This window comes from Microbacterium enclense (genome assembly GCA_038182865.1).
Lineage (GTDB): Bacteria > Actinomycetota > Actinomycetes > Actinomycetales > Microbacteriaceae > Microbacterium > Microbacterium enclense_B.
In genome coordinates this window covers 279,776-302,028 of record CP116226.1, presented here as the reverse complement: position 1 = coordinate 302,028, position 22,253 = coordinate 279,776, and the positions used below count along the sequence as shown (strand labels likewise).

19 protein-coding genes and 1 riboswitch are annotated in these 22,253 nt (G+C 69.8%); of the genes, 6 read left to right on the top strand and 13 right to left on the bottom strand.

Features of this window, described 5'->3' with window-relative positions; genetic code table 11:
* The first annotated feature begins 172 nt into the window (after nucleotides 1-172).
* Complete coding sequence (locus PIR02_01325; GenBank protein WZH37314.1) at nucleotides 173-2,392, top strand: NADP-dependent isocitrate dehydrogenase; 2,220 nt, start codon at nucleotides 173-175, stop codon at nucleotides 2,390-2,392.
* A gap of 320 nt (nucleotides 2,393-2,712) precedes the next feature.
* Here PIR02_01325 and PIR02_01320 read toward each other — a convergent pair whose 3' ends face one another.
* The 3 genes from PIR02_01320 to PIR02_01310 form a co-directional block, all read right to left on the bottom strand.
* Complete coding sequence (locus PIR02_01320; protein ID WZH37313.1) at nucleotides 2,713-4,113, bottom strand: L,D-transpeptidase family protein; 1,401 nt, start codon at nucleotides 4,111-4,113, stop codon at nucleotides 2,713-2,715.
* A gap of 102 nt (nucleotides 4,114-4,215) precedes the next feature.
* Entirely contained in the window at nucleotides 4,216-5,601 is a 1,386-nt protein-coding gene (locus PIR02_01315; protein WZH37312.1) for an FAD-linked oxidase C-terminal domain-containing protein, read from the bottom strand.
* A complete protein-coding gene (locus tag PIR02_01310; protein ID WZH37311.1) occupies nucleotides 5,598-5,984 on the bottom strand; it encodes a YrdB family protein in 387 nt (128 codons plus the stop codon). The genes PIR02_01315 and PIR02_01310 overlap by 4 nt, the downstream gene beginning before the upstream one ends.
* 104 nt (nucleotides 5,985-6,088) lie before the next feature.
* Nucleotides 6,089-6,174, top strand: a riboswitch (ZMP/ZTP riboswitch).
* A 57-nt stretch (nucleotides 6,175-6,231) separates the two neighbouring features.
* Between PIR02_01310 and PIR02_01305 the strand changes: the two genes are divergently transcribed.
* The 3 genes from PIR02_01305 to PIR02_01295 all read left to right on the top strand — a co-directional run bounded on the left by PIR02_01305 (nucleotide 6,232) and on the right by PIR02_01295 (nucleotide 9,205).
* Complete coding sequence (locus PIR02_01305) at nucleotides 6,232-7,506, top strand: serine hydroxymethyltransferase (GenBank protein WZH37310.1); 1,275 nt, start codon at nucleotides 6,232-6,234, stop codon at nucleotides 7,504-7,506.
* A 241-nt stretch (nucleotides 7,507-7,747) separates the two neighbouring features.
* Nucleotides 7,748-8,632, top strand: a complete 885-nt coding sequence (locus PIR02_01300; protein ID WZH37309.1) for a bifunctional methylenetetrahydrofolate dehydrogenase/methenyltetrahydrofolate cyclohydrolase — start codon at nucleotides 7,748-7,750, stop codon at nucleotides 8,630-8,632.
* 90 nt (nucleotides 8,633-8,722) lie between these two features.
* Nucleotides 8,723-9,205 (top strand): cytochrome C5, encoded by a 483-nt coding sequence (locus tag PIR02_01295; protein ID WZH37308.1) that lies wholly within the window; start codon nucleotides 8,723-8,725, stop codon nucleotides 9,203-9,205.
* Nucleotides 9,206-9,271: 66 nt separating this feature from the next.
* Here PIR02_01295 and PIR02_01290 read toward each other — a convergent pair whose 3' ends face one another.
* Together PIR02_01290 and hxlB are read right to left on the bottom strand one after the other, a co-directional pair.
* On the bottom strand, nucleotides 9,272-9,895 hold the full coding sequence (locus PIR02_01290; GenBank protein WZH37307.1) for an orotidine 5'-phosphate decarboxylase: 624 nt from the start codon (nucleotides 9,893-9,895) through the stop codon (nucleotides 9,272-9,274).
* Nucleotides 9,896-9,930: 35 nt separating this feature from the next.
* A complete protein-coding gene (gene hxlB, locus PIR02_01285) occupies nucleotides 9,931-10,509 on the bottom strand; it encodes a 6-phospho-3-hexuloisomerase (GenBank protein ID WZH37306.1) in 579 nt (192 codons plus the stop codon).
* A 102-nt stretch (nucleotides 10,510-10,611) separates the two neighbouring features.
* Here hxlB and PIR02_01280 point away from each other — a divergent pair, with 102 nt between their 5' ends.
* A complete protein-coding gene (locus PIR02_01280) occupies nucleotides 10,612-11,439 on the top strand; it encodes a LuxR C-terminal-related transcriptional regulator (protein WZH37305.1) in 828 nt (275 codons plus the stop codon).
* A 14-nt stretch (nucleotides 11,440-11,453) separates the two neighbouring features.
* On the opposite strand, the gene PIR02_01275 is transcribed toward PIR02_01280, so the two are convergent.
* The 7 genes from PIR02_01275 to PIR02_01245 all read right to left on the bottom strand — a co-directional run bounded on the left by PIR02_01275 (nucleotide 11,454) and on the right by PIR02_01245 (nucleotide 18,959).
* Nucleotides 11,454-12,185, bottom strand: a complete 732-nt coding sequence (locus PIR02_01275) for a hypothetical protein (protein WZH37304.1) — start codon at nucleotides 12,183-12,185, stop codon at nucleotides 11,454-11,456.
* Nucleotides 12,186-12,221: 36 nt separating this feature from the next.
* Entirely contained in the window at nucleotides 12,222-13,022 is an 801-nt protein-coding gene (locus PIR02_01270) for an HpcH/HpaI aldolase/citrate lyase family protein (protein WZH37303.1), read from the bottom strand.
* Nucleotides 13,007-13,792, bottom strand: coding sequence for a fumarylacetoacetate hydrolase family protein (locus tag PIR02_01265; protein ID WZH37302.1), 786 nt, complete (start codon nucleotides 13,790-13,792; stop codon nucleotides 13,007-13,009). Before PIR02_01265 ends, PIR02_01270 begins: the two co-directional genes overlap by 16 nt.
* A gap of 8 nt (nucleotides 13,793-13,800) precedes the next feature.
* Nucleotides 13,801-14,946, bottom strand: a complete 1,146-nt coding sequence (gene hpaD / locus PIR02_01260; protein ID WZH37301.1) for a 3,4-dihydroxyphenylacetate 2,3-dioxygenase — start codon at nucleotides 14,944-14,946, stop codon at nucleotides 13,801-13,803.
* 168 nt (nucleotides 14,947-15,114) lie between these two features.
* Nucleotides 15,115-16,635 carry a 5-carboxymethyl-2-hydroxymuconate semialdehyde dehydrogenase gene (hpaE, locus tag PIR02_01255; protein WZH37300.1) on the bottom strand — a complete coding sequence of 507 codons (1,521 nt, stop codon included), beginning with the start codon at nucleotides 16,633-16,635 and terminating at the stop codon, nucleotides 15,115-15,117.
* Between the two features lie 75 nt (nucleotides 16,636-16,710).
* Entirely contained in the window at nucleotides 16,711-17,409 is a 699-nt protein-coding gene (locus PIR02_01250; protein ID WZH37299.1) for a GntR family transcriptional regulator, read from the bottom strand.
* A complete protein-coding gene (locus PIR02_01245) occupies nucleotides 17,409-18,959 on the bottom strand; it encodes a fumarylacetoacetate hydrolase family protein (protein WZH37298.1) in 1,551 nt (516 codons plus the stop codon). The genes PIR02_01250 and PIR02_01245 overlap by 1 nt, the downstream gene beginning before the upstream one ends.
* Before the next feature lie 117 nt (nucleotides 18,960-19,076).
* On the opposite strand from PIR02_01245, the gene PIR02_01240 reads away from it, so the two are divergent.
* The gene (locus tag PIR02_01240; protein ID WZH37297.1) at nucleotides 19,077-20,459 is read left to right on the top strand and encodes an MFS transporter; all 1,383 of its coding nucleotides are present in this window, start codon (nucleotides 19,077-19,079) and stop codon (nucleotides 20,457-20,459) included.
* 268 nt (nucleotides 20,460-20,727) lie between these two features.
* Here PIR02_01240 and PIR02_01235 read toward each other — a convergent pair whose 3' ends face one another.
* Complete coding sequence (locus PIR02_01235; protein ID WZH37296.1) at nucleotides 20,728-21,681, bottom strand: hypothetical protein; 954 nt, start codon at nucleotides 21,679-21,681, stop codon at nucleotides 20,728-20,730.
* Nucleotides 21,682-22,253 lie beyond the last annotated feature (572 nt).

The following is a 22,253-nucleotide window of genomic DNA, read 5'->3' as shown; positions in this document are numbered from 1 at the left end:
CCCAGGGTATCGGGCCGATGAGGGTGTGCAACCTTCGGGATGCCGCAGAGTCCCGGACGAAACGGACCTGAGGCTGAGCGACGGACCGCCGAATTATCTTGACATCAAGAGACTTTGCCGAGGTGCGATAGGCTGAAACGCAACCCTGGCCGCCTCTACGGAGAGATCTGACGTGCCCGATTCCACCATCATTTACACGTACACCGACGAGGCGCCGGCTCTTGCCACCGCGTCGTTCCTGCCCATCGTGCAGGCCGTCACGAAGCAGGCGGGCGTCGACGTCGAGACCCGCGACATCTCGCTCGCCGGCCGCATCCTCGCGGCCTTCCCCCAGCGCCTGACCCCCGAGCAGCAGGTGGGCGACGCGCTCGCCGAGCTCGGTGGTCTCGCCACGCTCCCCGAGGCGAACATCATCAAGCTGCCGAACATCTCGGCATCCATTCCCCAGCTGAAGGCCGCCATCGCCGAGCTGCAGGCGCAGGGATACGACATCCCCGACTACCCGGACGAGGCGTCGAGCGTCGAAGACAAAGACGTGCGCGCCCGCTACGACCGCATCAAGGGCTCCGCCGTGAACCCCGTGCTGCGCGAAGGCAACAGCGACCGCCGCGCGCCCCTCGCGGTGAAGAACTACGCGAAGAAGCACCCGCACCGCAACAAGCCGTTCGCCGAGGGCTCGAAGACGCGCGTCGCCACGATGGGCCACGACGACTTCTTCTCGAACGAGAAGTCGGTCGTCATCGCCGACGACGACGTGCTCACCATCCAGCACGTCGCTGAAGACGGCACCGTCACGCCCCTCAAGGAGGGCCTGAAGGTCCTGCAGGGCGAGATCGTGGATGCCACCTTCCTCTCGGCCGCGGCCCTCGACGCGTTCCTCGCCGACACGCTCGCGCAGGCGAAGGCCGACGACGTGCTCTACTCGGTGCACCTCAAGGCCACGATGATGAAGGTCAGCGACCCGATCATCTTCGGCCACGTCGTGAAGACGTTCTTCGCCGACGTGTTCGACCACCACGGCGACGCGCTCGCCGCCGCCGGCCTCACCCCCAACGACGGTCTCGGCTCGATCCTCGCGGGGCTCTCGAACGTCGAGGGCGGTGACGCGATCGCCGCGGAGATCCATGAGGCCCTGGCATCCGGCCCCCGCCTCTCGTACGTCAACAGCGACAAGGGCATCACGAACCTGCACGTCCCCTCCGACGTGATCGTGGATGCCTCGATGCCGGCGCTCGTGCGCAACGGCGGCAAGCTCTGGGGCGCCGACGGGGGAGAGGGCGACACGCTCGCCGTCATCCCCGACTCCTCGTACGCCGGTGTCTACCAGGCGACGATCGAGGACGTCATCGCGAACGGTCCGCTCGACCCCGCCACCATCGGCTCGGTGCCGAACGTCGGCCTCATGGCGCAGGCGGCTGAGGAGTACGGCAGCCACGACAAGACGTTCGAGATCGCCGCCCCCGGCCGTGTGCAGGTCGTCGCGTCGAACGGCGACGTGCTGCTCGAGCATGACGTGAACACGGGCGACATCTGGCGCGCCACGCAGACCAAAGACGTGGCTGTGCGCGACTGGGTGAAGCTCGCCGTGACCCGTGCCCGCGCCACCGGCGTCCCGGCCGTGTTCTGGCTCGACGAGACCCGCGCGCACGACCGCAATCTCATCGCCAAGGTGCACGAGTACCTCGCCGACCACGACACCGAGGGCCTCACGATCGAGATCCTCGCTCCCGCCGAGGCGACGCGCTACTCGCTCGAGCGCATCCGCCGCGGTGAAGACACCATCTCGGTCACCGGCAACGTGCTGCGCGACTACCTCACCGACCTCTTCCCGATCCTCGAGGTGGGCACGAGCGCCAAGATGCTCTCGATCGTTCCGCTTCTCGCGGGTGGCGGCCTGTTCGAGACCGGAGCCGGCGGCTCGGCTCCTAAGCACGTGCAGCAGCTCGTCGAAGAGGACTACCTGCGGTGGGACTCGCTGGGTGAGTTCTTCGCGCTCGCGGCGTCGCTCGAGCACCTCGCCGACACCACGGGCAACGAGCGCGCCCGCGTGCTCGCGCAGACCCTCGACGCTGCGACGGGCACGTTCCTCGAGAACGACAAGTCGCCCGGCCGCGCCCTCGGCACGATCGACAACCGCGGCAGCCACTTCTACCTCGCCCTGTACTGGGCGCAGGAGCTGGCCGGACAGACGACGGATGCCGATCTGGCCGCCGTCTTCGCCCCGGTCGCCGAGAAGCTGGCAGCCTCGGAGGAGACCATCGTCTCCGAGCTCAACGCGGTCCAGGGCAAGCACGCGGAGATCGGCGGCTACTACCGCCCCGACACCGCGCTGGTCGAGAAGGTCATGCGCCCCTCGGCGACGCTGAACGCGGTGGTCGACGCTCTGCGCTGAGTCTGAACCCGAGAGGGGCGGATGCCGTCGGCATCCGCCCCTCTTTCGTACCCGCGCCCGCTCGCGCCGCGGCGCCGCGCGAGCGCCGCGCCTGCCCCGTCGCCGGTGACGTGCGCCCTTCTTCGTCGGGTTGCGGCTTTCGCCCGCTGGCGGGAGTGTTCGGCGTGCACACGGCGCGCGTCAGCGCCGGATGAGTGCGACGGTTCGAGTCGCGCCGGGCTCGCCTTCGTCGAGTACCGGGACAGCGGGGCGGGCGGACGCGCAGAACGAGAAAAGGGGCGGATGCCGGATGGCATCCGCCCCTCTCGAAGGGTCCGGGCTCAGTAGTGGACCGACACCTCGGTGCCCCGGTAGGCCCAGTCGTAGAGCTCCTTCGCCGCGGAGATCGTCATGTTGATGCATCCGTGGCTCATGGGCGTGCCGAAGTTGTTGTGCCAGTACGTTCCGTGGAAGCCCTCGTCACCGTTGAAGTAGGCGACCCAGGGGACGTCCTTCGTGCAGTAGTCGTAGCCGGGAACGCAGCCCATGTCCTGCATCGACGTCTTCCAGCCGATGCGGAACTCGCCCGTGTGGGTGGCGTGCTCGCCCGCACCCGAGGAGATCGACCAGGACCGGTAGACCTGACCGTTCTGCCACAGCGTCGTGGTCTGCGTGCTGAGGTTGACGTCGATCCAGCGCTCGGTCTTCGTCGTCTCGAACGGCGTCTCGCTCACGGCCAGGGCGAACTTTCCGTTGCCCTCGGCGAGCTGGGAGGCGAAAGCTGCTGCGACGCCGGAGGTGTCGCCGAGCGCGCGTCCCGTCTGGCCCTCGGTGTTCGTGTGGATGACCTCGCCGCCCTTGTCGACGATCACGTCGGCGTTGACCGCACCGCGATCGACCGCAGCGGGGAGCCCGTTGACGGCCTGCTGGATCGCGGCTTCGTCGGCCGAGATCGCGAAGGCTCCCTGGCCGTCGGGCGTCACGGTCAGCCAGGAGGCGGCCGTGGCGCGGTCGACGGGCACGGTGCGCTCGTCACCGACGTAGAAACCGGCGTTGTCGAGGATGCCGTTCAGCTGAGCCACGGCGGCATCGGCTTCTTCGGTGGTCACGGGAGCCTCGACCGGGACGACGCCCGCCTGCGCGGTCGTGCTGACCGTGCCGGCGTCGAAGGCGCTCTGGAGCGCGGCGGTGACCGCGGCGGGGTCGATGCCCTCGCCGGGCTGGGCTGGGGTCGAGACGTAGGACTGCGAACCGGCGTCGTACGCGACGGTGGCGTCGACGGGGGCCTTGTAGGTGTCGGGGGCGAGATCGCGGAGCGCGGCCGAGGCCTTGGCGGGGTCGACGTTGATCGACACACCGGTTCCGGCGGGGAACCACGACGAGGGCTTCCACATCGGGTTCTCGGAGAAGGCCTTGTCGGCGATGGCCTGCGCGTCGACCGTCGCGCCGAGCTCGGCACCGGTCACGGTCACCGACCCGACCGGGCTCTCGACCGCGATGCTCGTGGTGGCCAGACGGTCGGAGATCGCCTGCGCGGCGGCGCCTGCCGTGAGACCGCCGATCTGCACACCGGCGACCGACGCACCGGGGGCGATGAGGACGAACGAGGCGGCCAGCAGCGCGACAGCCGTCGCACCCGCCGGGATGCCGATCCACAGGCCCGATCGGTTCTTGCGCTTGGTCGGCTCGGGCGGTGCCCACGCGTACGTCGCGCCGTCGGTGCTGTTTGCGCCGTCGGTCATAAGTCAAACCCCCCGATACTCAGTCTTCTCATGCTACGGGCGGCTGCTGCGCAACGGCCGTGAGGATTATCACGGTCTTATCACGCCGATCGCGCAGCCGGGTCAGGGCGCGAAGACCTTGCCCGGATTCAGGATGCCGAGGGGATCGAACACCCGCGCGATGTCGCGTTGCAGTCGCCACTGGTCGTCGCCGAGCTCGTCCGCGAGCCAGCGTCGCTTGAGCACGCCGATGCCGTGCTCACCGGTGAGCGTGCCGCCGAGGGCGAGGGCCGCACGGAAGACCTCTTCGGCCGCATCCCAGACGACCGACGGCACGTCGGGACCCTCGAAGATGAAGTTCGGGTGCAGGTTGCCGTCGCCCGCGTGGGCGACCGTCGGGATGACGAGGCCGAAGGCGCGCTCGATCCGCGCGATCTCGTCGAACATGTCCGGCAGGGCGCTGCGCGGCACCGACACGTCTTCGATGAGGGTGGTGCCCAGCGACTCCATTGCACCGTGCATCGCCCGACGGATCGCGAGCAGTTCCTCGCCCTCGGCGTCGTTCGCGGCGATCGCCACACGTCCGCCGACCCCGGTCAAGACGTCGGCGATCGCGCGAGCCTCGGCCGCGGCGACCGGACCGTCCGTCTGAATGGTCAACTGGGCCGCGCCGGCGGGTGGTGCGGGCAACGACAGCAGACGGTGCACGGCCGCGAGGCTCGTGGCATCCATGAGCTCCATGATCGCGGGCTGGACACCGGATGCCGTGACGGCCGCCGACGCGACGGCGGCGTCGCGCACGCCGTCGAAGAGAGCCGTGAGGGTCACGCGCTCGCCCTCGACGATGCGGCGCAGCTTCAGTGTCGCGCCGACGACCACGCCGAGCATGCCCTCCGAGCCGATGACGAGCGAGGTGAGGTCGAGGCCGGTGACGCCTTTGACACTGCGATGGCCGAGATGCAGGAGGCGGCCATCGGCGAGCACGAGGTCGACGCCGAGCACGGCGTCGCGCACCACGCCGTACTTGGCGCACAGCAGACCGCCCGCGCCGGTGGCGATGTTGCCGCCGACCGTCGAGATCGCTCGGCTCGCGGGATCGGGTGCCCACCACACGCCGTCCGCCTCGAGCTGGGTGTTGAGGTCGGCGTTCAGGATGCCGGGCTCGACGACAGCGAGGAGGTCGTCGGGGCGCACCTCGAGCACGCGGTCCATCGCGCGCACCGACAGGGCGATCTCGCCGCCGCCGGTGTTCGCTCCGCCCGCGAGTCCGGTGCCGGCGCCGCGAGGGACGACGGGGGTGCGCGTGGCCGACGCGATCCGCATCACGGACTGCACGTCGGCGACCGAGGCCGCGTGGACGACCGCGAGCGGCAATCCGTCGGCGGCGTGGCCCGATTTGTCGGCCCGGACGGCCTCGAGGGACGCGGGGGAGGTGTCGACGCGGTCGCCGAGCTCCGCGCGCAGGAGCGCGAGGGTGTCCCCGGCCGCGCCGCGCACGTCGGCGCTCACGCCAGGCGCCGGCGGCCGTTCAGCGCGCCGAGGGTGACGGCGACGATCGCGAAACCGAGGCCGATCCACGCCTGCCCCATGCTCCACCAGGCCACGGTCGCGGCGGCGTAGACGAAGAGCTCGACGAGCGCGCGGACGAACGGGTGCACCGCGAGCACGGCACGCGGGGAGACGAAGAGCGCCCAAACGAGGATTGCCAGGGCGGGGGCACCGAGGCCGGCGACGATGTTCCACGGCAGCGGGTAGGCGAGGAAGCCCCAGATCGCGAGGGTCACGAAGGCGAAGACGCCGCAGAGGACGCTGCCGATCTCGATCGCGGTCGGGCGCGGGCGCATGCCGGGAGCGAGCGGCGCCTGCGCGCGGACGTTCGGAGAATCGGTCACTCGAGCATTTTACGCGGGCGGGGGTCGCGGCATCCGGGGTCTCTCGCCGTCGAGCCGACGAGGTTCCGGTTCCCAGGCGGCGCCGTCACCTTTACCCGCTACAGTGGCAGGGTCGCGACTGGCGTTGAGGTGGGGAACCACCGGGGAGCGACCGCTTGACGGTATTCGACCGCACGCCTGGGTCGATGCGGTATCTCCGCGGACTCGCCGAGTCCGTGGCATCCGGAACCATCGTCAAGGAGATCGCATGACCGATCCGTACTTCAACGCCCCTCTCTCGGAGGTCGATCCCGAGATCGCCGAGGTGCTCGAGCGCGAGCTCAACCGCCAGCGCGGCTACCTCGAGATGATCGCGTCCGAGAACTTCGTCCCCGTCTCGGTGCTGCAGTCGCAGGGCTCGGTGCTGACGAACAAGTACGCCGAGGGCTACCCGGGTCGCCGCTACTACGGCGGCTGTGAAGAGGTCGACGTCGCCGAGTCGCTCGCGATCGAGCGCGCGAAGCAGTTGTTCGGCGCCGAGTTCGCCAACGTCCAGCCGCACTCGGGGGCGTCGGCCAACGCTGCGGTGCTCCACGCGATCGCCCGCCCCGGCGACACGCTGCTCGGCCTCGCCCTGGACCAGGGCGGTCACCTGACGCACGGCATGAAGATCAACTTCTCGGGCCGTCTGTACGACATCGTCGCCTACGGCGTCGACCCCGAGACCTCCATCATCGACATGGACGAGGTACGTCGCCTCGCCGTCGAGCACAAGCCGAAGGTCATCATCGCCGGCTGGTCGGCCTACCCCCGCCAGCTCGACTTCGCGGCCTTCCGCGCGATCGCCGACGAGGTGGGTGCCCTGCTGTGGGTCGACATGGCGCACTTCGCCGGCCTCGTCGCCGCGGGCGTGCACCCTTCGCCGATCCCGCACGCGCACGTCGTCTCGACCACCGTTCACAAGACGATCGGCGGCCCGCGCTCGGGCCTCATCCTCACCAACGACGAGGCTCTCGCGAAGAAGATCAACACGGCGGTCTTCCCCGGACAGCAGGGCGGCCCGCTCATGCACGTCATCGCCGCGAAGGCGACGGCGTTCAAGCTCGCGATGACGCCCGAGTTCAAGGAACGCCAGGAGCGCACTCTGCGGGGAGCGGCGATCCTCGCCGACCGCCTCACCCAGGACGACGTGAAGAACGCCGGCATCGCCGTGCGCTCGGGCGGCACCGACGTGCACCTCGTGCTCGTCGACCTGCGCGAGGCTGAGATCGACGGCAAGCAGGCCGAAGACCTCCTCCACGACATCCACATCACCGTGAACCGCAACGCCGTCCCGAACGACCCGCGTCCCCCGATGGTGACCTCGGGACTGCGCATCGGCACGCCGGCGCTCGCGACCCGCGGCTTCGGCGACGCGGAGTTCACCGAGGTGGCCGACATCATCGCGCTCGCGCTGATCCCCGGCGCCGACGTCGAGGCGCTCCGCGCACGCGTCGCGAAGCTGGCCGACGCGTTCCCGCTGTACCCCGACCTGCAGCAGTGAGCCGTGCCGGGGCGGAGTCGCTGCGGCGGTCCCGTCCCGGCATCCCGGGGGGTGAGGCCCGCGGCAGCTCCGCCCCGGCGCCTCTTTGGGCCCGGAATCGCGCGCCGGGCAACGACCCCCTCCGCATAAACGCAATCCACACGCATAAACACGTGGAGAGAGCGTTTATGCGAGCAAACAGCGTTTATGCGTGCGGGGTGCACCCCGCATGACCCCATCGACACCCAGGAAGAGGGATGCCATGACGGCGACGATTCTCGACGGTAAGGCCGCCTCCGCGGACATCAAGGCGGAGCTCACCGAGCGGGTCGCGGCCCTGCGTGAGAAGGGGATCGTCCCGGGCATCGCCACGGTGCTCGTCGGAGCCGACCCGGCGTCGCAGCTGTACGTGGGCATGAAGCACAAGCAGTCCGAGGCGATCGGTATGAACTCCATCCAGGTGGAGCTGCCCGCCGAGGCCACGCAGGAAGAGGTCGAGGCCGTCATCGACCGCCTCAACGCCGACCCCGACTGCCACGGCTACATCGTGCAGCTGCCGCTGCCGAAGCACATCGACACCGATGCGATCCTCGAGCGCATCGACCCGGCGAAGGATGCCGATGGCCTCCACCCCACGAACCTCGGTCGTCTGGTGCTCAACGTCAACGCGCCGATCCACACGCCGCTGCCGTGCACGCCGCGCGGGGTCATCGAGCTGCTGTTGCGCAACGACTACGACCTGAAGGGCAAGGAGGTCGTCGTCGTCGGGCGCGGCGTGACGATCGGCCGCTCGATCGGTCTGCTGCTGACTCGCCGCGAGATCAACGCGACCGTCACCCTCACGCACACCGGCACCGCCGATCTGTCGAAGCACCTGCGTGAGGCCGACGTCATCGTCGCCGCCGCCGGAGTGAAGCACATCGTGCGCGCAGAGGACGTCAAGCCGGGTGCCGCGGTGCTCGACGTGGGCGTGACGCGCGAGACCGACCCCGCGACCGGGAAGTCGCGCGTCTTCGGCGACGTGCACCCCGACGTCGCCGAGGTCGCCGGTTTCGTGTCGCCGAACCCCGGTGGCGTCGGCCCGATGACCGTCGCGTTGCTCATGACGAACGTCGTCGAGGCTGCGGAGCGTGCTGCCGCCGACTGACGGTGAACGAGGAGCGGACGCCCGGGGAACGGACGGAGCCGTGCGTGCAAGGGCTGGGCACGATCGCCCTCGCCGTGGGATCGTAGGGGCATGACTGAGTCCGTGCTGAACGACCTCCTCCGCCGCGTCACCGAGAGCGGCCTGCTCGACGACCCCCAGATCGACGAAGACAGCGTCATCGGTGTCGGGCACCTGGATGCCGCGGGCGTCGAGGTGGAGGTCGACCTCGACCCCGAGATCGACGACGAGGACGAGCCTGACCTCGACGACATCCTGACGAACCTCAAGGACATCCTCGCGGTGACCGAGGACCGCTGGCGTGCGATCGTGGACGAGGTCGCCACCGAGATCGAGGAAGCGGTGGATGACGACGAGCTCAGCGCCGACATCGACCTGCGCACCGATCTGGAAGCGATCGGCGTGGGCGTGTTCGCCGACGCGATCATCGTGGTCTTCGCCGGTCAGGCCTCGTTCCCGGACGCGCTCGTGCACGTCCAGCTCACGCCGGAAGAGCTCGAGGTCGAGGACATCGAGATTATCGGCGACGACGACGAGGACGACGCCGAAGACTGAGCCTCTCGACGTGAAGAGGGACCGGGCCTGTGGCCCGGTCCCTCTTTCTCTGTCGTCGGTCGGTGGTCAGACGATCGCGGCGCGAAGAGCCGCCGCGGCGGCGCCCACGTCGGGCGCGCTGTAGATCGCGCTGCCGGCCACCGCGACCTGCGCCCCCGACTTCTGGACGTCGGCGATGCTCGAGACGGTGACACCGCCGGCGACGGAGAACGGTACCCCGGCCGCTTCACCGTCACGGAGGAGGGTGCCGAACGTGAAGCCTTCCTCGGCCTGCTCGTCGAGGCCGGCGTGCATCTCGACGAACTCGGCGCCGAGGGCGACGACCTCCTTGGCGCGGGCCGGCTTGTCGGCCACACCGATGAGGTCGACCACGACGCCCTTGCCGTGCTTCTTGGCGGCCTTGACGGCTCCGGCGATCGTGCTGTCGCCGGCGGAACCGAGCACGGTGACCAGATCGGCGCCGGCGGTGAAGGCGATGTCGGCTTCGAGCTCACCGGCATCCATCGTCTTCAGGTCGGCGAAGACGACCTTGTCGGGGTGCGCCTGCTTGATCGCGGTGATGGCGGAGAGTCCCTCGCTCTTGATGAGCGGGGTGCCGAGTTCGAGGATGTCGACGTGCGGAGCCGCGGCGGCGGCCAGGTCGAGGGCGGCTTCGGTCGAGAGGGTGTCCATGGCGAACTGCAGTTTCATGCGTGAGTCCTTACTTCTTGCGGGTGGGGAGGGGGTCATTCGAGGTTCGCGTGGCGCGGCCAGAGGTCGTCGGCGGAGAGGCCCGAACGGTGCCACAGGGCGTCGAAGATCGCGTCTCCGACGAGAACCACCGCCTGCTCGAAGAGTCCGCCCGCGTACTGCGTCGACGCCGACCCCGAGCGATCGAGCTTCGCCGCGGCGGGGACGGTGATGAGGGCATCGGCGGCCCGGCCCAGGGGAGAGTCGGCGGCCGTGGTGATCGCCACGATGCGCGCGCCCACGTCGGCGGCGGTCTCGGCCGCGCGGACGATCCCCGTCGTCTTCCCCGAGCCGCTCGCCGTCAGGAGAACATCGTGCGCGCGGATGGCGGGGGTGGTCGTGTCGCCGACGACGCACACGTCGAGGCCGAGGTGCATGAGACGCATGGCGGTCATGCGCAATGCCAGCCCCGACCGTCCGGCGCCGAGGACGAACACACGCTCGCCGCCGGTGAGCACGTCGAGCACGCGGTCGAGATCGTCGTTCGCCGCCGTGAGGGCAGGGACGACGGATGCCACCTCCCCCGCGATCCGGGCGAGGGAAGACTCGACGGTGGTGTCGGCGCGGGAGGTCATCGCTCCATCGTCCGCCGGGGCCGCGCGGGGCGATGCCGGTCGATCGCAGGGGGATACCTACCCGAAAGGAGAGGTCCGACCGGTGGTCTAGGTTGGAGGTCGATGGACGACGCGACCGGACTTCCCTCTCCCGCCTCACGCGCGCTGGTCACCGAGCACGAGCGCGTCGTCGCGGAGCAAGCGGATCGGCACGCGGTGACCCTCGAGTCGGTGCTGGCCGTGCTGCGGTCGTCGCGGTTGGACGACCGTGCGGCGCGGACGCTGGCGACGGAAACCGCGGCGGCTGCCCTCGTGGCCCTGCGTACCTCCACCGATCGGCAGCGCAGCGCGCTCCTCGAGCCGGTGACGGGAGCGTTCGCGCGGTTACGGGGAGACCTGCGTCCCCTCGTGCGGCACGGAGATGTGGACGTCCAGTTCGTCGAGCCGCCGAAGACGGGGCGCGCCCTCCCCGGAGAAGTCGCTCACGAGGCGCGGGCGATCGTGCGCAGCGCCGTGCTGGCGATCCTCGATCGCGGCGACCCGCATCGGGTGCGGATCCAGTGGGACTGCGACGGTCTGAACCTGCTGATCGGCATCCGCGACGACGGCGAGGGGCGACTGACCGCTCACGATGACTCCCTCCGCCCGATCGTGGAACGGGTGAGCGCCCTCAACGGCGCCTTCGACGTCGCCTCGACGCCCGGGTGGGGGTCGGAGTTGTCGGTGACCTTGCCGCTCGACCCTCCGCCCCGGCCCGAGTTCCTCGACGACGCCGTCGATCTCAGCCCCCGCGAACGCGAGGTGCTGAGCCTCGTCGTCGACGGCTCGCGCAACCGTGCGATAGCGACACGCCTAGGGATCAGCGAGAACACCGTGAAGTTCCACGTGTCGAATCTGCTCCGCAAGGCGGGCGTGACCACCCGGGCAGAGCTCGTCGCGCTGGCGCGCTGAGCTGGTCGCCTGTCTCAGGCCGGGGCGCCGAGCGAGCTCTCCATCGCCGTGATGCGGGCCTGCTCGTCGAAGCGGAACGTCATCGATCCGGAGGCGTCGCTCAGAGTCGCCGCGGAGAACGCGCCGTCGGCCCACTGGAGGGTCCACCCGGCGAGGCGCGCGAGGTCCCACACCGAGCCGCGCGGGTCGGCGGGAGTCGTGGTGGCCAGCATCCGCGGCATCCGGATCGCCGCCTGCGCGACCGTGAGGGGCGGCAGCGGCGCGTCCAGGAGCAGGACCGCGCGGGTGCCGGCTTCTCCGACGGGCGCCGAGTAGTACGGCGCGCGGCCGGTGATCTCGACCGCGGTGCCCGCGATGACGTGGGCGGCTTCGGCGATCCAGTCGGCATCGCCCGCCGCGTCGGCGGGGAACGGAGCCTCCGCCGCGCTCAATTCGGCGATGCCGTGGGTCTGACCGTAGGCGCGCAGCTGCGCGGCCGGCCCGTCATCCCCGCCGCCGTGGGGGTGCGCCCACCCCCAGAGGACCGACCGGGGTCCGGGAGCGATCGACGCGATGAGGTGCGCGCGGGTCACCAGGGTTCGCCGCGGGTCGTCGACCGCACTGAAGGTCAGGGTGCCGGCCGTGAGGTCGGTGTCCCAGCGGTGGGGGCCGAGGGCGTCGGCCGCGGCTCCCAGGTCGTCTTGTCGCAGCGCGGTGAAAAATGCGGCACGGTCGGCGAGCGGCTGCAGCGCGGAGAACGTCGTCATGCCGTCACCTTAGGGACAGACCCTTTGCGTCGGGTCTCAATAACTTGCGCGTTCGCCGCTGCCGGGCGCGGTGAAGCGATGCGCGAGAGCCTCGGAGGCGCGGGCGAGCAGCGCGACGTCGGCCCCCACCGCCACGAAGTCGGCCCCCGCTCCGAGGTACGCCTCGGCCACCGCGGGGTCGAAGGCGTTCACGCCGATCGGGGTCCCGGCATCCCGAGCCGCGGCGAACACGCGATGGACCGCCGCCACGACGTCGGGGTGCGACTGCTGGCCGAGGAGACCCATGGATGCCGAGAGGTCGGAGGGGCCGACGAAGATGGCATCCACTCCCTCGACGGCGGCGATGTCGGCGGCGGCGGCGACACCCGCTGTCGTCTCGATCTGCACGGTGAGCGAGACGTGATCGGCGGCACCGGTGAGGTAGCCGTCGACGCGGTTCCAGCGCGCGCTGCGGGCGAGCGCGCTTCCGACACCGCGGATTCCCTCGGGGGGATAACGCGTCGCGGCGACGGCGGCCCGGGCCTCGGCGGCGGACGACACCATCGGCACGATGAGGTTCTGGGCGCCGAGGTCGAGCACCTGCTTGATGGTGACGGGGTCGTTCCACGGCACGCGCACCACCGGGGTCACGGGGTAGGCCGCCGTGACCTGCAGCAGCGTGAGCACTGTCTCGAGCGAGGTCGCGGAATGCTCCATGTCGAGCAGCAGCCAGTCGAGGCCCGCGCCGGCGGCGATCTCGGCGGCGACCGGACTGCCCGAGCACACCCACATGCCGGCGAGGGGACGATCGGATGCCGCGAGGGTTGTGCGGAAGGTCGGGTTCAGACGAAGCGGCACGAGATCGTTCCCATCGGTCCGTAGTCGCAGAAGACGTCGTCGCCCCGCGACACCCACATCGGGCGCGTGAACGATCCTGCCAGGATGATCTCGCCCGCCTCCAGCCGCGCTCCGTGCTGGTGGAACTTGTTCGCCAGCCACGCGACCCCGGTGGCGGGGTGCCCGAGGACGCCGGCTGCCACCCCCGTCTCCTCGATCTCGCCGTTGCGGCTCAGCACGCCGGGCACCCAGCGCAGGTCGATCTCGTCGGGGCGCTTGTGCACGTCGCCGAGCACCATCGCGCCGTACGCGGCGTTGTCGCTGATCGTGTCGACGATCGTGCGGCGCTCGAGCTCGATGTGCGAGTTGAGCACCTCGAGCGCGGGGACGGCGTAGTCGATCGCGGCGAGGGCGTCGTCGAGCGTGCAGTCGGGGCCCTCGAGCGGCGCCTTGAGCACGAAGGCGAGCTCGACCTCGATGCGCACGTTCGAGAAGTGATCCACCGGGATCTCTGCACCCGAGCGGTACACCGTGTCGTCGAACATCACGCCGTAGTCGGGCTCGGTGATCCCCGTCGCCTGCTGCATCGCCTTCGACGTCAGGCCGATCTTGCGCCCCACGAGCGTGCGACCCGCGGCGAGCTGCGTGTCGCGCCAGCGGCCCTGGATCCGATACGAGTCTTCGACCGTGGCATCCGGAAATCTCGCGGTGATGCGCGGGATCACCGAGTGGGTGCGGTCGGCCTCGGCGAGTTCGGTCGCGATGGCGTCGAGCTGTGCGTCGGTGAGCATGTGTCTCCTCAGAGCTGGTTGCCGAGCTTGAACTCACCGTCGCGCTCTTCGGGGGCGCGGGTGTAGCTGAAGCCGTCGGCGCCGATCGTCACGGCCATCTCGCTCGAATCGGTGCGGGCGCGCACCGGCTGCGGGTTGCCGTCGAGGTCGAGCACGAGCGACCCGTCGGTGTACCAGGACGGGACGACGGGGTTGCCCCACCAGTCGCGCCGCTGGTTGTCGTGGACGTCCCACGTGATGACGGGGTTGTCGGGGTCACCGGTGTAGTAGTCCTGCGTGTAGACCTCGACGCGGTGGCCGTCGGGGTCGCGCAGGTAGAGGTAGAACGCGTTCGAGACGCCGTGGCGACCGGGGCCGCGCTCGATGGCATCCGATCGGCGGAGGGCGCCGAGCTTGTCGCAGATGGCGAGGATGTTGTGCTTCTCGTGCGTGGCGAAGCAGACGTGGTGCATGCGCGGGCCGTCGCCGCCGGTCATCGCGGTGTCGTGCACGGTGGGCTTGCGGCGCATCCACGCGGCGTAGACGGTGCCCTCCTCGTCTTGGATGTCTTCGGTCACGCGGAAGCCCAGCGCCTGCATGAAGTTCACCGCGCGGGGCACGTCGGGCGTTATCTGGTTGAAGTGATCGAGCCGCACGAGCTCGCCGGGGGAGTGCAGGTCGTAGCGCCACGACAGGCGCTCCTGGTGCTCGGTGTCGAAGAAGAACTCGTACGGGAAGCCGAGCGGGTCGACCACCCGCACCGAGTCGCCGATCCCCTTGGTGAAGCCGGTCGGCTCGCGGCGCACGTCGCAGCCGAGCTCCTCGTAGAAGGCGACGGCTCGGTCGAGGTCGTCGGAGGAGCGAACCCGGTACGAGAAGGCCGCCACCGCGGCCACGGGACCCTTTCGCAGCACGAGGTTGTGGTGGATGAACTCCTCGGTGGAGCGCAGGTAGATGGCCTCGTCGTCTTCCTCGGTCACGTGCAGGCCGAGCACGTCGACGTAGAAGACGCGGGATGCCGCGAGGTCGGTCACTACGAGCTCCATGTAGGCGCAGCGCAGGATGTCGGGCGCGGGGGCGATCGGGGTGGGGACGGGGTCGTCGGAGACGATGGGTGCCTCCTGCGTCACCCAGAATCCCGAGGAGGTCTTCTCTTCTTCGGTGTGCTTCGTCATGGTCGCGTCCTTGCGTCGGATGGGCGTCGGGGGAGAGGTGCCGTGAAATCACACGATCGTGTCGAGGTCACACGCTGTGGGCGGTGCGGGACGGGTGATCTCGGGCGGAACGTGTGTTCTCGCTCGGTGGGGAGGGCGACGGAGCCGCACGTCCCGTGCGGAGCGGAGTCAGTGCGTCGGCGCCTTGCCGAACGTGGGGTTGTGGGCGGGGCCGAGCGTGATGTGCACGGCCTGCTGGTCGGTGTAGAAGTCGATCGAGCGGTACCCGCCCTCATGACCCAGGCCGGAGGCCTTCACCCCACCGAAGGGGGTGCGGAGGTCCCGGACGTTGTTCGAGTTCAACCACACCATCCCGGCCTCGACGTTCTGCGCGAAAAGATGGGCGCGCTTCAGATCGTTCGTCCAGACGTAGGCGGCGAGGCCGTACTTCGTGTTGTTCGCCAGCGCCAGTGCCTCGTCGTCGGTGTCGAACGGCGTGATCGCGACGACCGGGCCGAAGATCTCCTCCTGGAAGATCCGCGCGTCGGGGGCGACATCGGCGAACACCGTGGGCCGCACGAAGTTCCCTTCCGGGAACTCGTCGGGGCGACCACCGCCGGCGACCAGGCGCCCCTCGGTCTTGCCGAGTTCGACGTACGACATCACCTTCGCGTAGTGCTCGGGGTGCACGAGTGCACCGACCTCGGTGGCCGGATCGTCGGGGAAGCCGACCTTCACCCGCTCGGCCTGCGCCGCGTAGCGCTCGACGAAGTCGTCGTAGACGTCGCGCTGGACGAGGATGCGGCTCCCCGCGGTGCAGCGCTCGCCGTTGAGCGAGAACACACCGAAGATCGTCGCGTCGATCGCGGCATCCAGGTCCGCATCGGCGAAGACGATCGCGGGGCTCTTGCCGCCGAGCTCCATCGACAGCCCCTTCAGGAAGGGGGCCGCGTTGCCGAAGATGAGCTGGCCCGTGCTGCTCTCGCCGGTGAACGAGATGAGCGGGACGTCCGGATGCTTCACCAGCGCATCTCCGGCGTCTTCGCCGAGGCCGTTGACGAGGTTGAACACGCCCTCGGGCAGGCCCGCCTCCTCGAAGATCCCGGCCCAGAGCGATGCCGACAGCGGGGTGAACTCCGCGGGCTTGAGCACCACGGTGTTGCCGGTGGCGAGAGCGGGGCCGAGCTTCCACGACTCGAGCATGAACGGGGTGTTCCACGGTGTGATGAGGCCGGCGACCCCGATGGGCTTGCGATTGACGTAGTTGAGCTGCCGACCGGGCACCTTGAACGCATCGTCGGTCTGGGCCACGATCAGGTCGGCGAAGAAGCGGAAGTTCTCGGCCGCGCGGCGCGCCTGGCCGAGTGCCTGCGTGATCGGGAGTCCCGAGTCGAACGACTCCAGCTCGGCGAGGCGCTCGTCGCGTGATTCGACGAGATCGGCGATGCGATGCAAGACACGCGAGCGCTCGCGGGGGAGCATGCGCGGCCACGGACCGTCGGTGAAGGCCTTCCGCGCGGCGGCGACGGCGAGGTCGATGTCAGCCTTCTTGCCCGCGGCTGCCTGCAGGTAGGTCTGGTTGGTCACCGGGTCGAGCACGTCGAACGTGTCGCCGTCGAGCGAGTCGACGAAGCGCCCGCCGATGTAGTGCTGGATGTGCTCCGGCAGATCGGCCGGAACGCGGCGGGCGGTGGTGAGCGGGGTGGTCATAGGTGCTCCTTCGGTGAAGAGGGATCGGTTCGCGACGTCGGTGTCGCCGGGGCGCGGAGTCTTGGCATCCGGGATTCAAAAAGCGGGGAGGCCGAGCACCTGGTCGGGGTGCTCGTGGATCATGTAGGCGTCGAGGGTGGCCGAGCGGTGGCGTCTCGAGACCTTCTCGATCTCGCCGAGCGGGGCACCCGTCTCGATGAGCACGAGGATGTTCTCGTGCTCGCGGACCGACTCGGCGGCGCGGCCGGGGACGAAGCTGAACGTCGAGTCGCGCAGGTGTCCGAGGCGGGCCCACTCGGCCTGCACGAGCTCGAGCAGGCGCGGGTTGGCGCACTTGGCGAACAGGATGGCGTGGAACTCCTGGTTCAGCGCCGTGAAGGCACGCGGATCGAAGTGCTCGAGGGTCTCGACCATCAGCTCGTTGATCTGGCGCGCGCGTCGCACGTCGTCGACGGTGAGCGCGCGAGCCGACAGGGCGGTCGCGGCCCCTTCGAGCAGGCTCAGTGCCTGCATGCTGAAGCGATAGGCGGTGTCGTCGACCATGGATACCCGGGCGCCGACATTGCGCTCGAACGTGACGAGTCCCTCGGCCTCGAGCTGGCGGATCGCCTCGCGCACCGGTACGACACTCATCTCGAGGTCGCCGGCGATCGAGCCCAGGACCAATCGGTAGCCCGGGGAGAACTCCTGCGACGCGATGCGGTTCTTGATCCAGTGGTACGCCTGCTGCGACTTGCTCTGGCCCGGCGCGGTGGTGGGGGTCTCGGCATCCATCAGCTCCGCCTCTCGCTCTCGAACCGCGCGCGCCACTCCGCGTTCATCGGGAACAGGCCGTCGACGGGGTGACCGGATGCCACCTGGCCGGCGATCCATGCGTCTTCCTCCTCTTGCGCGAGGGCGGCATCGACCACCTCTTCTGCCAGGGCGGGCGGGATGACGATCACGCCGTCGCCGTCGCCGACGAGGATGTCGCCGGGCTCGACGGTGGTGCCGCCGCAGCCGACGGCGACGTCGGTCTCCCACGGGACGTGGCGACGGCCGAGGACGGCGGGGTGCGGGCCGGCGGTGAAGACGGGGATGCCGACGGCGGCCACGGCTTCGGCGTCGCGGACGCCGCCGTCGGTGACGATCGCGGCGGCCCGGCGCGCGTGGGCGCGGATCGCGAGGATGTCGCCGAGCGTGCCCGACCCCGTCTCGCCGCGGGCTTCGATGACGATGACCTCGCCCTCCTCCACCGCGTCGAAGGCGCGCTTCTGCGCGTTGTATCCGCCGCCGTGTGCGGCGAAGAGGTCTTCGCGGTGCGGGACGAAACGGAGGGTGCGGGCTGTCCCGACGAACCGGCTGCCGGGAGTCAGCGCGTGGACGCCGTCGATCGTGACGTCGTTGAGGCCGCGCTTGCGCAGTTGGCCGCTCAGGGCCGCCACCGGCACACTCTCGAGCTTCGTGCGGAGGTCGGGGGTGAGCGCGGGGGTGTCGGCCCCGAGAACAGGGGATGCCGCGGGGACAGGCTGATTCGCGGTGGATCGCCCTGTTGCGGTGACGTCACCTGTTCTCGTGGCGGCAACGCCGGCGGCCGCGGCCTCCGCCGACCCCCACGCCTCGGTGCGCTGGGTATCGTCGGCCGCGGGGAGGGATCCGACCGCGGGGTCGAAGGCGCGCTCGCCCTGGACCACGGTGGTGCGCAGTCGCCCGGTGGAGAGGGAGCCGGCATCCACCTGCACGTCGACGACCTGTCCGGGCGTGACGACCGACGAGCCCGCGGGGGTGCCGGTGAGGATGACGTCGCCGGTCTCGAGGGTGAAGTGTTGCGAGAGGTCGGCGACGATCTGCGGGAGCGGGAACAGCAGGTCGGCGGTGGAGTCGTCCTGGACGAGCTCGCCATCGACCCACGTGCGCAGGCGCAGGGCCGCGGGGTCGACCTGGCGGGCGTCGATGAGCGCCGGCCCCAGCGGGGTGTAGCCGTCTCCACCCTTGGAGCGGACGTTGGAGCCCTTGTCGTTCGCGCGCAGGTCGTAGAGCCCGAAGTCGTTCGCGGCGGTGACGGATGCCACATGCGACCAGGCGGCATCCGGAGTCACCCAGCGCGCAGGGTCGCCGATGATCAGCGCGATCTCGCCCTCGAAGGCGAGCAGCTCGGTGCCGGCCGGCCGCACGATCTCGGCGCCCGAAGGGGCGATCGAGCTCGACGGCTTGAAGAAGTATGAGGGCGTGGCGGGGCGGCGGCCGCGCTGATCGGCGCGGGAGGCATAGGCCAGGTGGACGGCCACGATCTTGCCGGGTCGCCCGCCGAGGGCGGAGAACCGGGGGTCGGTGCGGTCGGTCATAGATGCTCCCTTGCGTCGTATCCGAAATCGTATACGATAACGAACGCCCCAGCAACACCACGCCTCGTCACCGACGACGACGTCCGGGGTCTGACGATGACGTCTCGAAGGAGTCCCATGTCCCGCTCTCACTCACCGGGCTTCACGCCCACCGGCACCATCTCCACCTCCACGGACCGCCGTCGCGTGGTCTTCGCCACCGTTGTCGGAACCACTGTCGAGTGGTACGACTTCTTCCTCTACGCCTCCGCTGCGGGCCTCGTCTTCGGGCAGTTGTTCTTCGCGCCCGCCGGCCCCGGCATCGCACAGATCCTGGCGTTCCTGACCGTCGGCCTGAGCTTCTTGTTCCGGCCTCTCGGCGCGTTCCTCGCCGGCCACCTCGGAGACAAGTACGGCCGCCGCGTCGTGCTGATGCTGACGCTCATCCTCATGGGTGCCTCGACGACGCTCATCGGCGTGCTCCCCACCTACGACGCGATCGGTGTCGTGGCCCCCGTCCTGCTGATCCTGCTGCGTGTGCTGCAGGGCATCTCGGCGGGAGGCGAGTGGGGCGGTGCGGTGCTCATGGCGGTCGAACACGCGCCCAAGACCAAGCGCAGCCTTTTCGGTGCCTCGCCGCAGCTCGGCGTCCCCCTCGGCCTGCTTCTCGCGAGCGGCATGCTGGCGCTCATGGCGCTCATCGCCCCGGGCGACGCGTTCCTGGCATGGGGTTGGCGCGTGCCGTTCCTGCTGTCGTTCGTGCTCATCCTCGTCGGCTACTACGTGCGGAAGAAGGTCGAAGAGAGCCCGGTGTTCGTCGAGATCGCCGAGCGCAAAGAGCAGACCCGGATGCCGATCGTGCAGCTGTTCCGCAAGCACGCGCTGCTCGTCATCATCGCCGCGTTCGTCTTCGCCGGCAACAACGCCGTCGGTTACATGACCACCGGCGGGTACATCCAGCGCTACGCGACCAACCCCGACGGCCCCCTCGGTCTCCCCACCGCCGACGTGCTCGGCGCGGTGACGCTCTCAGCGGTGTCGTGGTTCGTCTTCACCTGGTTGGGCGGGTGGCTGGGCGACAAGATCGGGCGTCGCAACACCTACATCATCGGGTGGATCGCGATGCTCGTGGCGATCGTGGCCCTGTTCCCGCTCGTGAACACCGGCAGCGTCGGGCTCCTCACCCTGGGCATCGTCTTGCTCACGGTCGGTCTCGGCCTCACCTACGGCCCTCAGGCCGCGCTGTACGCCGAGCTGTTCCCGGCATCCATCCGCTTCTCGGGGGTGTCGATCTCGTACGCGATCGGCGCGATCTGCGGTGGCGCGTTCGCCCCGACCATCGCCACGGCACTGGTGGACGCCACCGGCACGACGGTGTCGGTGACGGTGTACCTCGCGGTCATGGCCGTACTCGGCCTCATCGCGACTCTGCTGCTGCGTGATCGCAGCGGCATCCCGCTCGGCCCGGACCACGAGGCCGAACAGGAGGTCAGCCCGATCCGCGGGCTCGCGAAGGTCTGACGCTCGCTCGGGCGGCCCCGTCGTGCTTCGGCGCGGCGGGGCCGTTCGGCGTGCGCGGGGCGCGGGCTCCTCGGCTGGGTTGCCTCAGGTGGTCACTGGTGCGGGCATGATGCGGGCATGTGCGGTAAGTGGATAAGCGGGCCGTCGGTTTGGGTGCCTTAGGTGGTCATGCGCGTGGGCGCTATGCGGCCATGTGCGGCAAATGAATGGATGCCGTGGCTCGGCGGACGGCGACGCGGGCGCTGCCCGGCAGGGGCGGCAGCGGGTGTCAGCCCGAGCCGGCCCGACCGGTGAATGCTGCGCGCGCCCTCTCCACGAACGGCGCACGGTACTCGCCGAGGTCGGACCTGGTGACGCGAATGATGCGCCAGCCGAGGTCGGTGAGCATTTCGTAGCGCCGGATGTCGCTCGCCCACTGTCGTGGGTCGGTGAGGTGCTGCGCGCCCTCGTACTCGAAACCCAGCTTGCGCTTCGGAAAGGCCAGGTCGACGAGTGCGACCACCCTTCCCTCCACGACCACCGGCCAGTTCAGCGACGGTTCGGGAAGCCCCGCAGCCCTGAGGACCAAGCGCGTCTCGGTCTCCTTCCTCGACCTCGAGCGTGTCCGCACCAGGGGCAACGCTTCGCGCAGCGCGGCGGCACCCCGCCGGCGTCCCGCTTCGAGGGCTGCCGTGAGCTCCGCGATCGTCGCGAGCGCCGGTGGGTCATCCGAGCGCATCGGCTCGCGCACGAATGCGTCGCCGAGCGCGACGAGGTCGTCCGGTTTCAGCAGAGCGCCCATCATCGCCCAGGTTGTCGCGGGGCTCGTCGCCCGCAGGCCGCTCACGGGTTCGGTGCGCACACTGCCCATCCCCTCCGCGATCGAGGCGCCGCGCACTCCTCGCGCCCTGCTCGCGCGCGCGGGCAGGAGCACTCCGACGTCAAGAGGACGTGCGACGAGTTCGTTCGATCCGTCGCGGACGCGAAAGACCGACGAGGGCAGGGGTGCGCCCCACAGCACGGCAGCGGCGACCAGGCAGAAGAACTCGCACTCCCGCATCCGCGCGGCGTATTCGGTCGATCGACGCCGAACGGACGCCTCGAATCCGTCGTCCGGCGCGGCCGAGCGCGTGCGCACGCCATAGAACGGAGACGACAAATCGGTAGCCCGGAGTCGTCGCCGCGACACGCCGAGCTGCAACGCCGCACCAACGGCGAAGGATTCGGGCAGCTCGGCGGGCAAGGATGCAACTCTCACCTTTGGAACATCGCACGGTCGGAGCGGCGCGTCGGCACGGCATCCGCAACCTGTGGACAAAACGCCGGAGATCTCCGGCGGGTGAGCCTCGCAAGCCGTGCGTCGTTTGCCTCGGGATGTCGCTTCGTGGGTGTGGTGCGGGCGATCTGCGGCAAGTGAGCGTTGTTGGTTGTGCGTCGTTTGCCTCGGGTTGTCGTTTCGTGGGCGTGGTGCGGGCGATCTGCGGCAAATGGGCGTTGTTGGTTGTGCGTCGGTTTGCCTCGGGTTGTCGTTTCGAGGGCGTGGTGCGGGCGATCTGCGGCAAATGGGCGTTTCTGGCGGGGGCGTTGTCGCTCTGTTCGAGTGCGCTCGATCCTCTGCGGCGAGCGTGCGTTGTGGACCCGCCTCGCGTGCCTCGGCTTGTCGCTTGGCGAGTGGGGGGGCGGCGATGTGCGGCGGGTGAGCGTTGCTGGCCGTAGGGCGTTTGCCTCGGGTTGTCGCTTCGTCGGCACGCGGCCGACCAACTGCGGCGAACGCGCGTCGCTAGCCGTGGGTCGTTTGCCCCGGATTGTCGCCAC

Excerpts from the sequence above, each read along its gene's own strand:
- PIR02_01320 (WZH37313.1), bottom strand. The coding sequence starts at position 4,113 with ATGACCGACGGCGCAAACAGCACCGACGGCGCGACGTACGCGTGGGCA.
- PIR02_01305 (WZH37310.1), top strand. The coding sequence starts at position 6,232 with ATGACCGATCCGTACTTCAACGCCCCTCTCTCGGAGGTCGATCCCGAG.
- PIR02_01300 (WZH37309.1), top strand. The coding sequence starts at position 7,748 with ATGACGGCGACGATTCTCGACGGTAAGGCCGCCTCCGCGGACATCAAG.
- PIR02_01295 (WZH37308.1), top strand. The coding sequence starts at position 8,723 with ATGACTGAGTCCGTGCTGAACGACCTCCTCCGCCGCGTCACCGAGAGC.
- PIR02_01290 (WZH37307.1), bottom strand. The coding sequence starts at position 9,895 with ATGAAACTGCAGTTCGCCATGGACACCCTCTCGACCGAAGCCGCCCTC.
- hxlB (WZH37306.1), bottom strand. The coding sequence starts at position 10,509 with ATGACCTCCCGCGCCGACACCACCGTCGAGTCTTCCCTCGCCCGGATC.
- PIR02_01280 (WZH37305.1), top strand. The coding sequence starts at position 10,612 with ATGGACGACGCGACCGGACTTCCCTCTCCCGCCTCACGCGCGCTGGTC.
- PIR02_01275 (WZH37304.1), bottom strand. The coding sequence starts at position 12,185 with ATGACGACGTTCTCCGCGCTGCAGCCGCTCGCCGACCGTGCCGCATTT.
- PIR02_01265 (WZH37302.1), bottom strand. The coding sequence starts at position 13,792 with ATGCTCACCGACGCACAGCTCGACGCCATCGCGACCGAACTCGCCGAG.
- hpaD (WZH37301.1), bottom strand. The coding sequence starts at position 14,946 with ATGACGAAGCACACCGAAGAAGAGAAGACCTCCTCGGGATTCTGGGTG.
- hpaE (WZH37300.1), bottom strand. The coding sequence starts at position 16,635 with ATGACCACCCCGCTCACCACCGCCCGCCGCGTTCCGGCCGATCTGCCG.
- PIR02_01250 (WZH37299.1), bottom strand. The coding sequence starts at position 17,409 with ATGGATGCCGAGACCCCCACCACCGCGCCGGGCCAGAGCAAGTCGCAG.
- PIR02_01245 (WZH37298.1), bottom strand. The coding sequence starts at position 18,959 with ATGACCGACCGCACCGACCCCCGGTTCTCCGCCCTCGGCGGGCGACCC.
- PIR02_01240 (WZH37297.1), top strand. The coding sequence starts at position 19,077 with ATGTCCCGCTCTCACTCACCGGGCTTCACGCCCACCGGCACCATCTCC.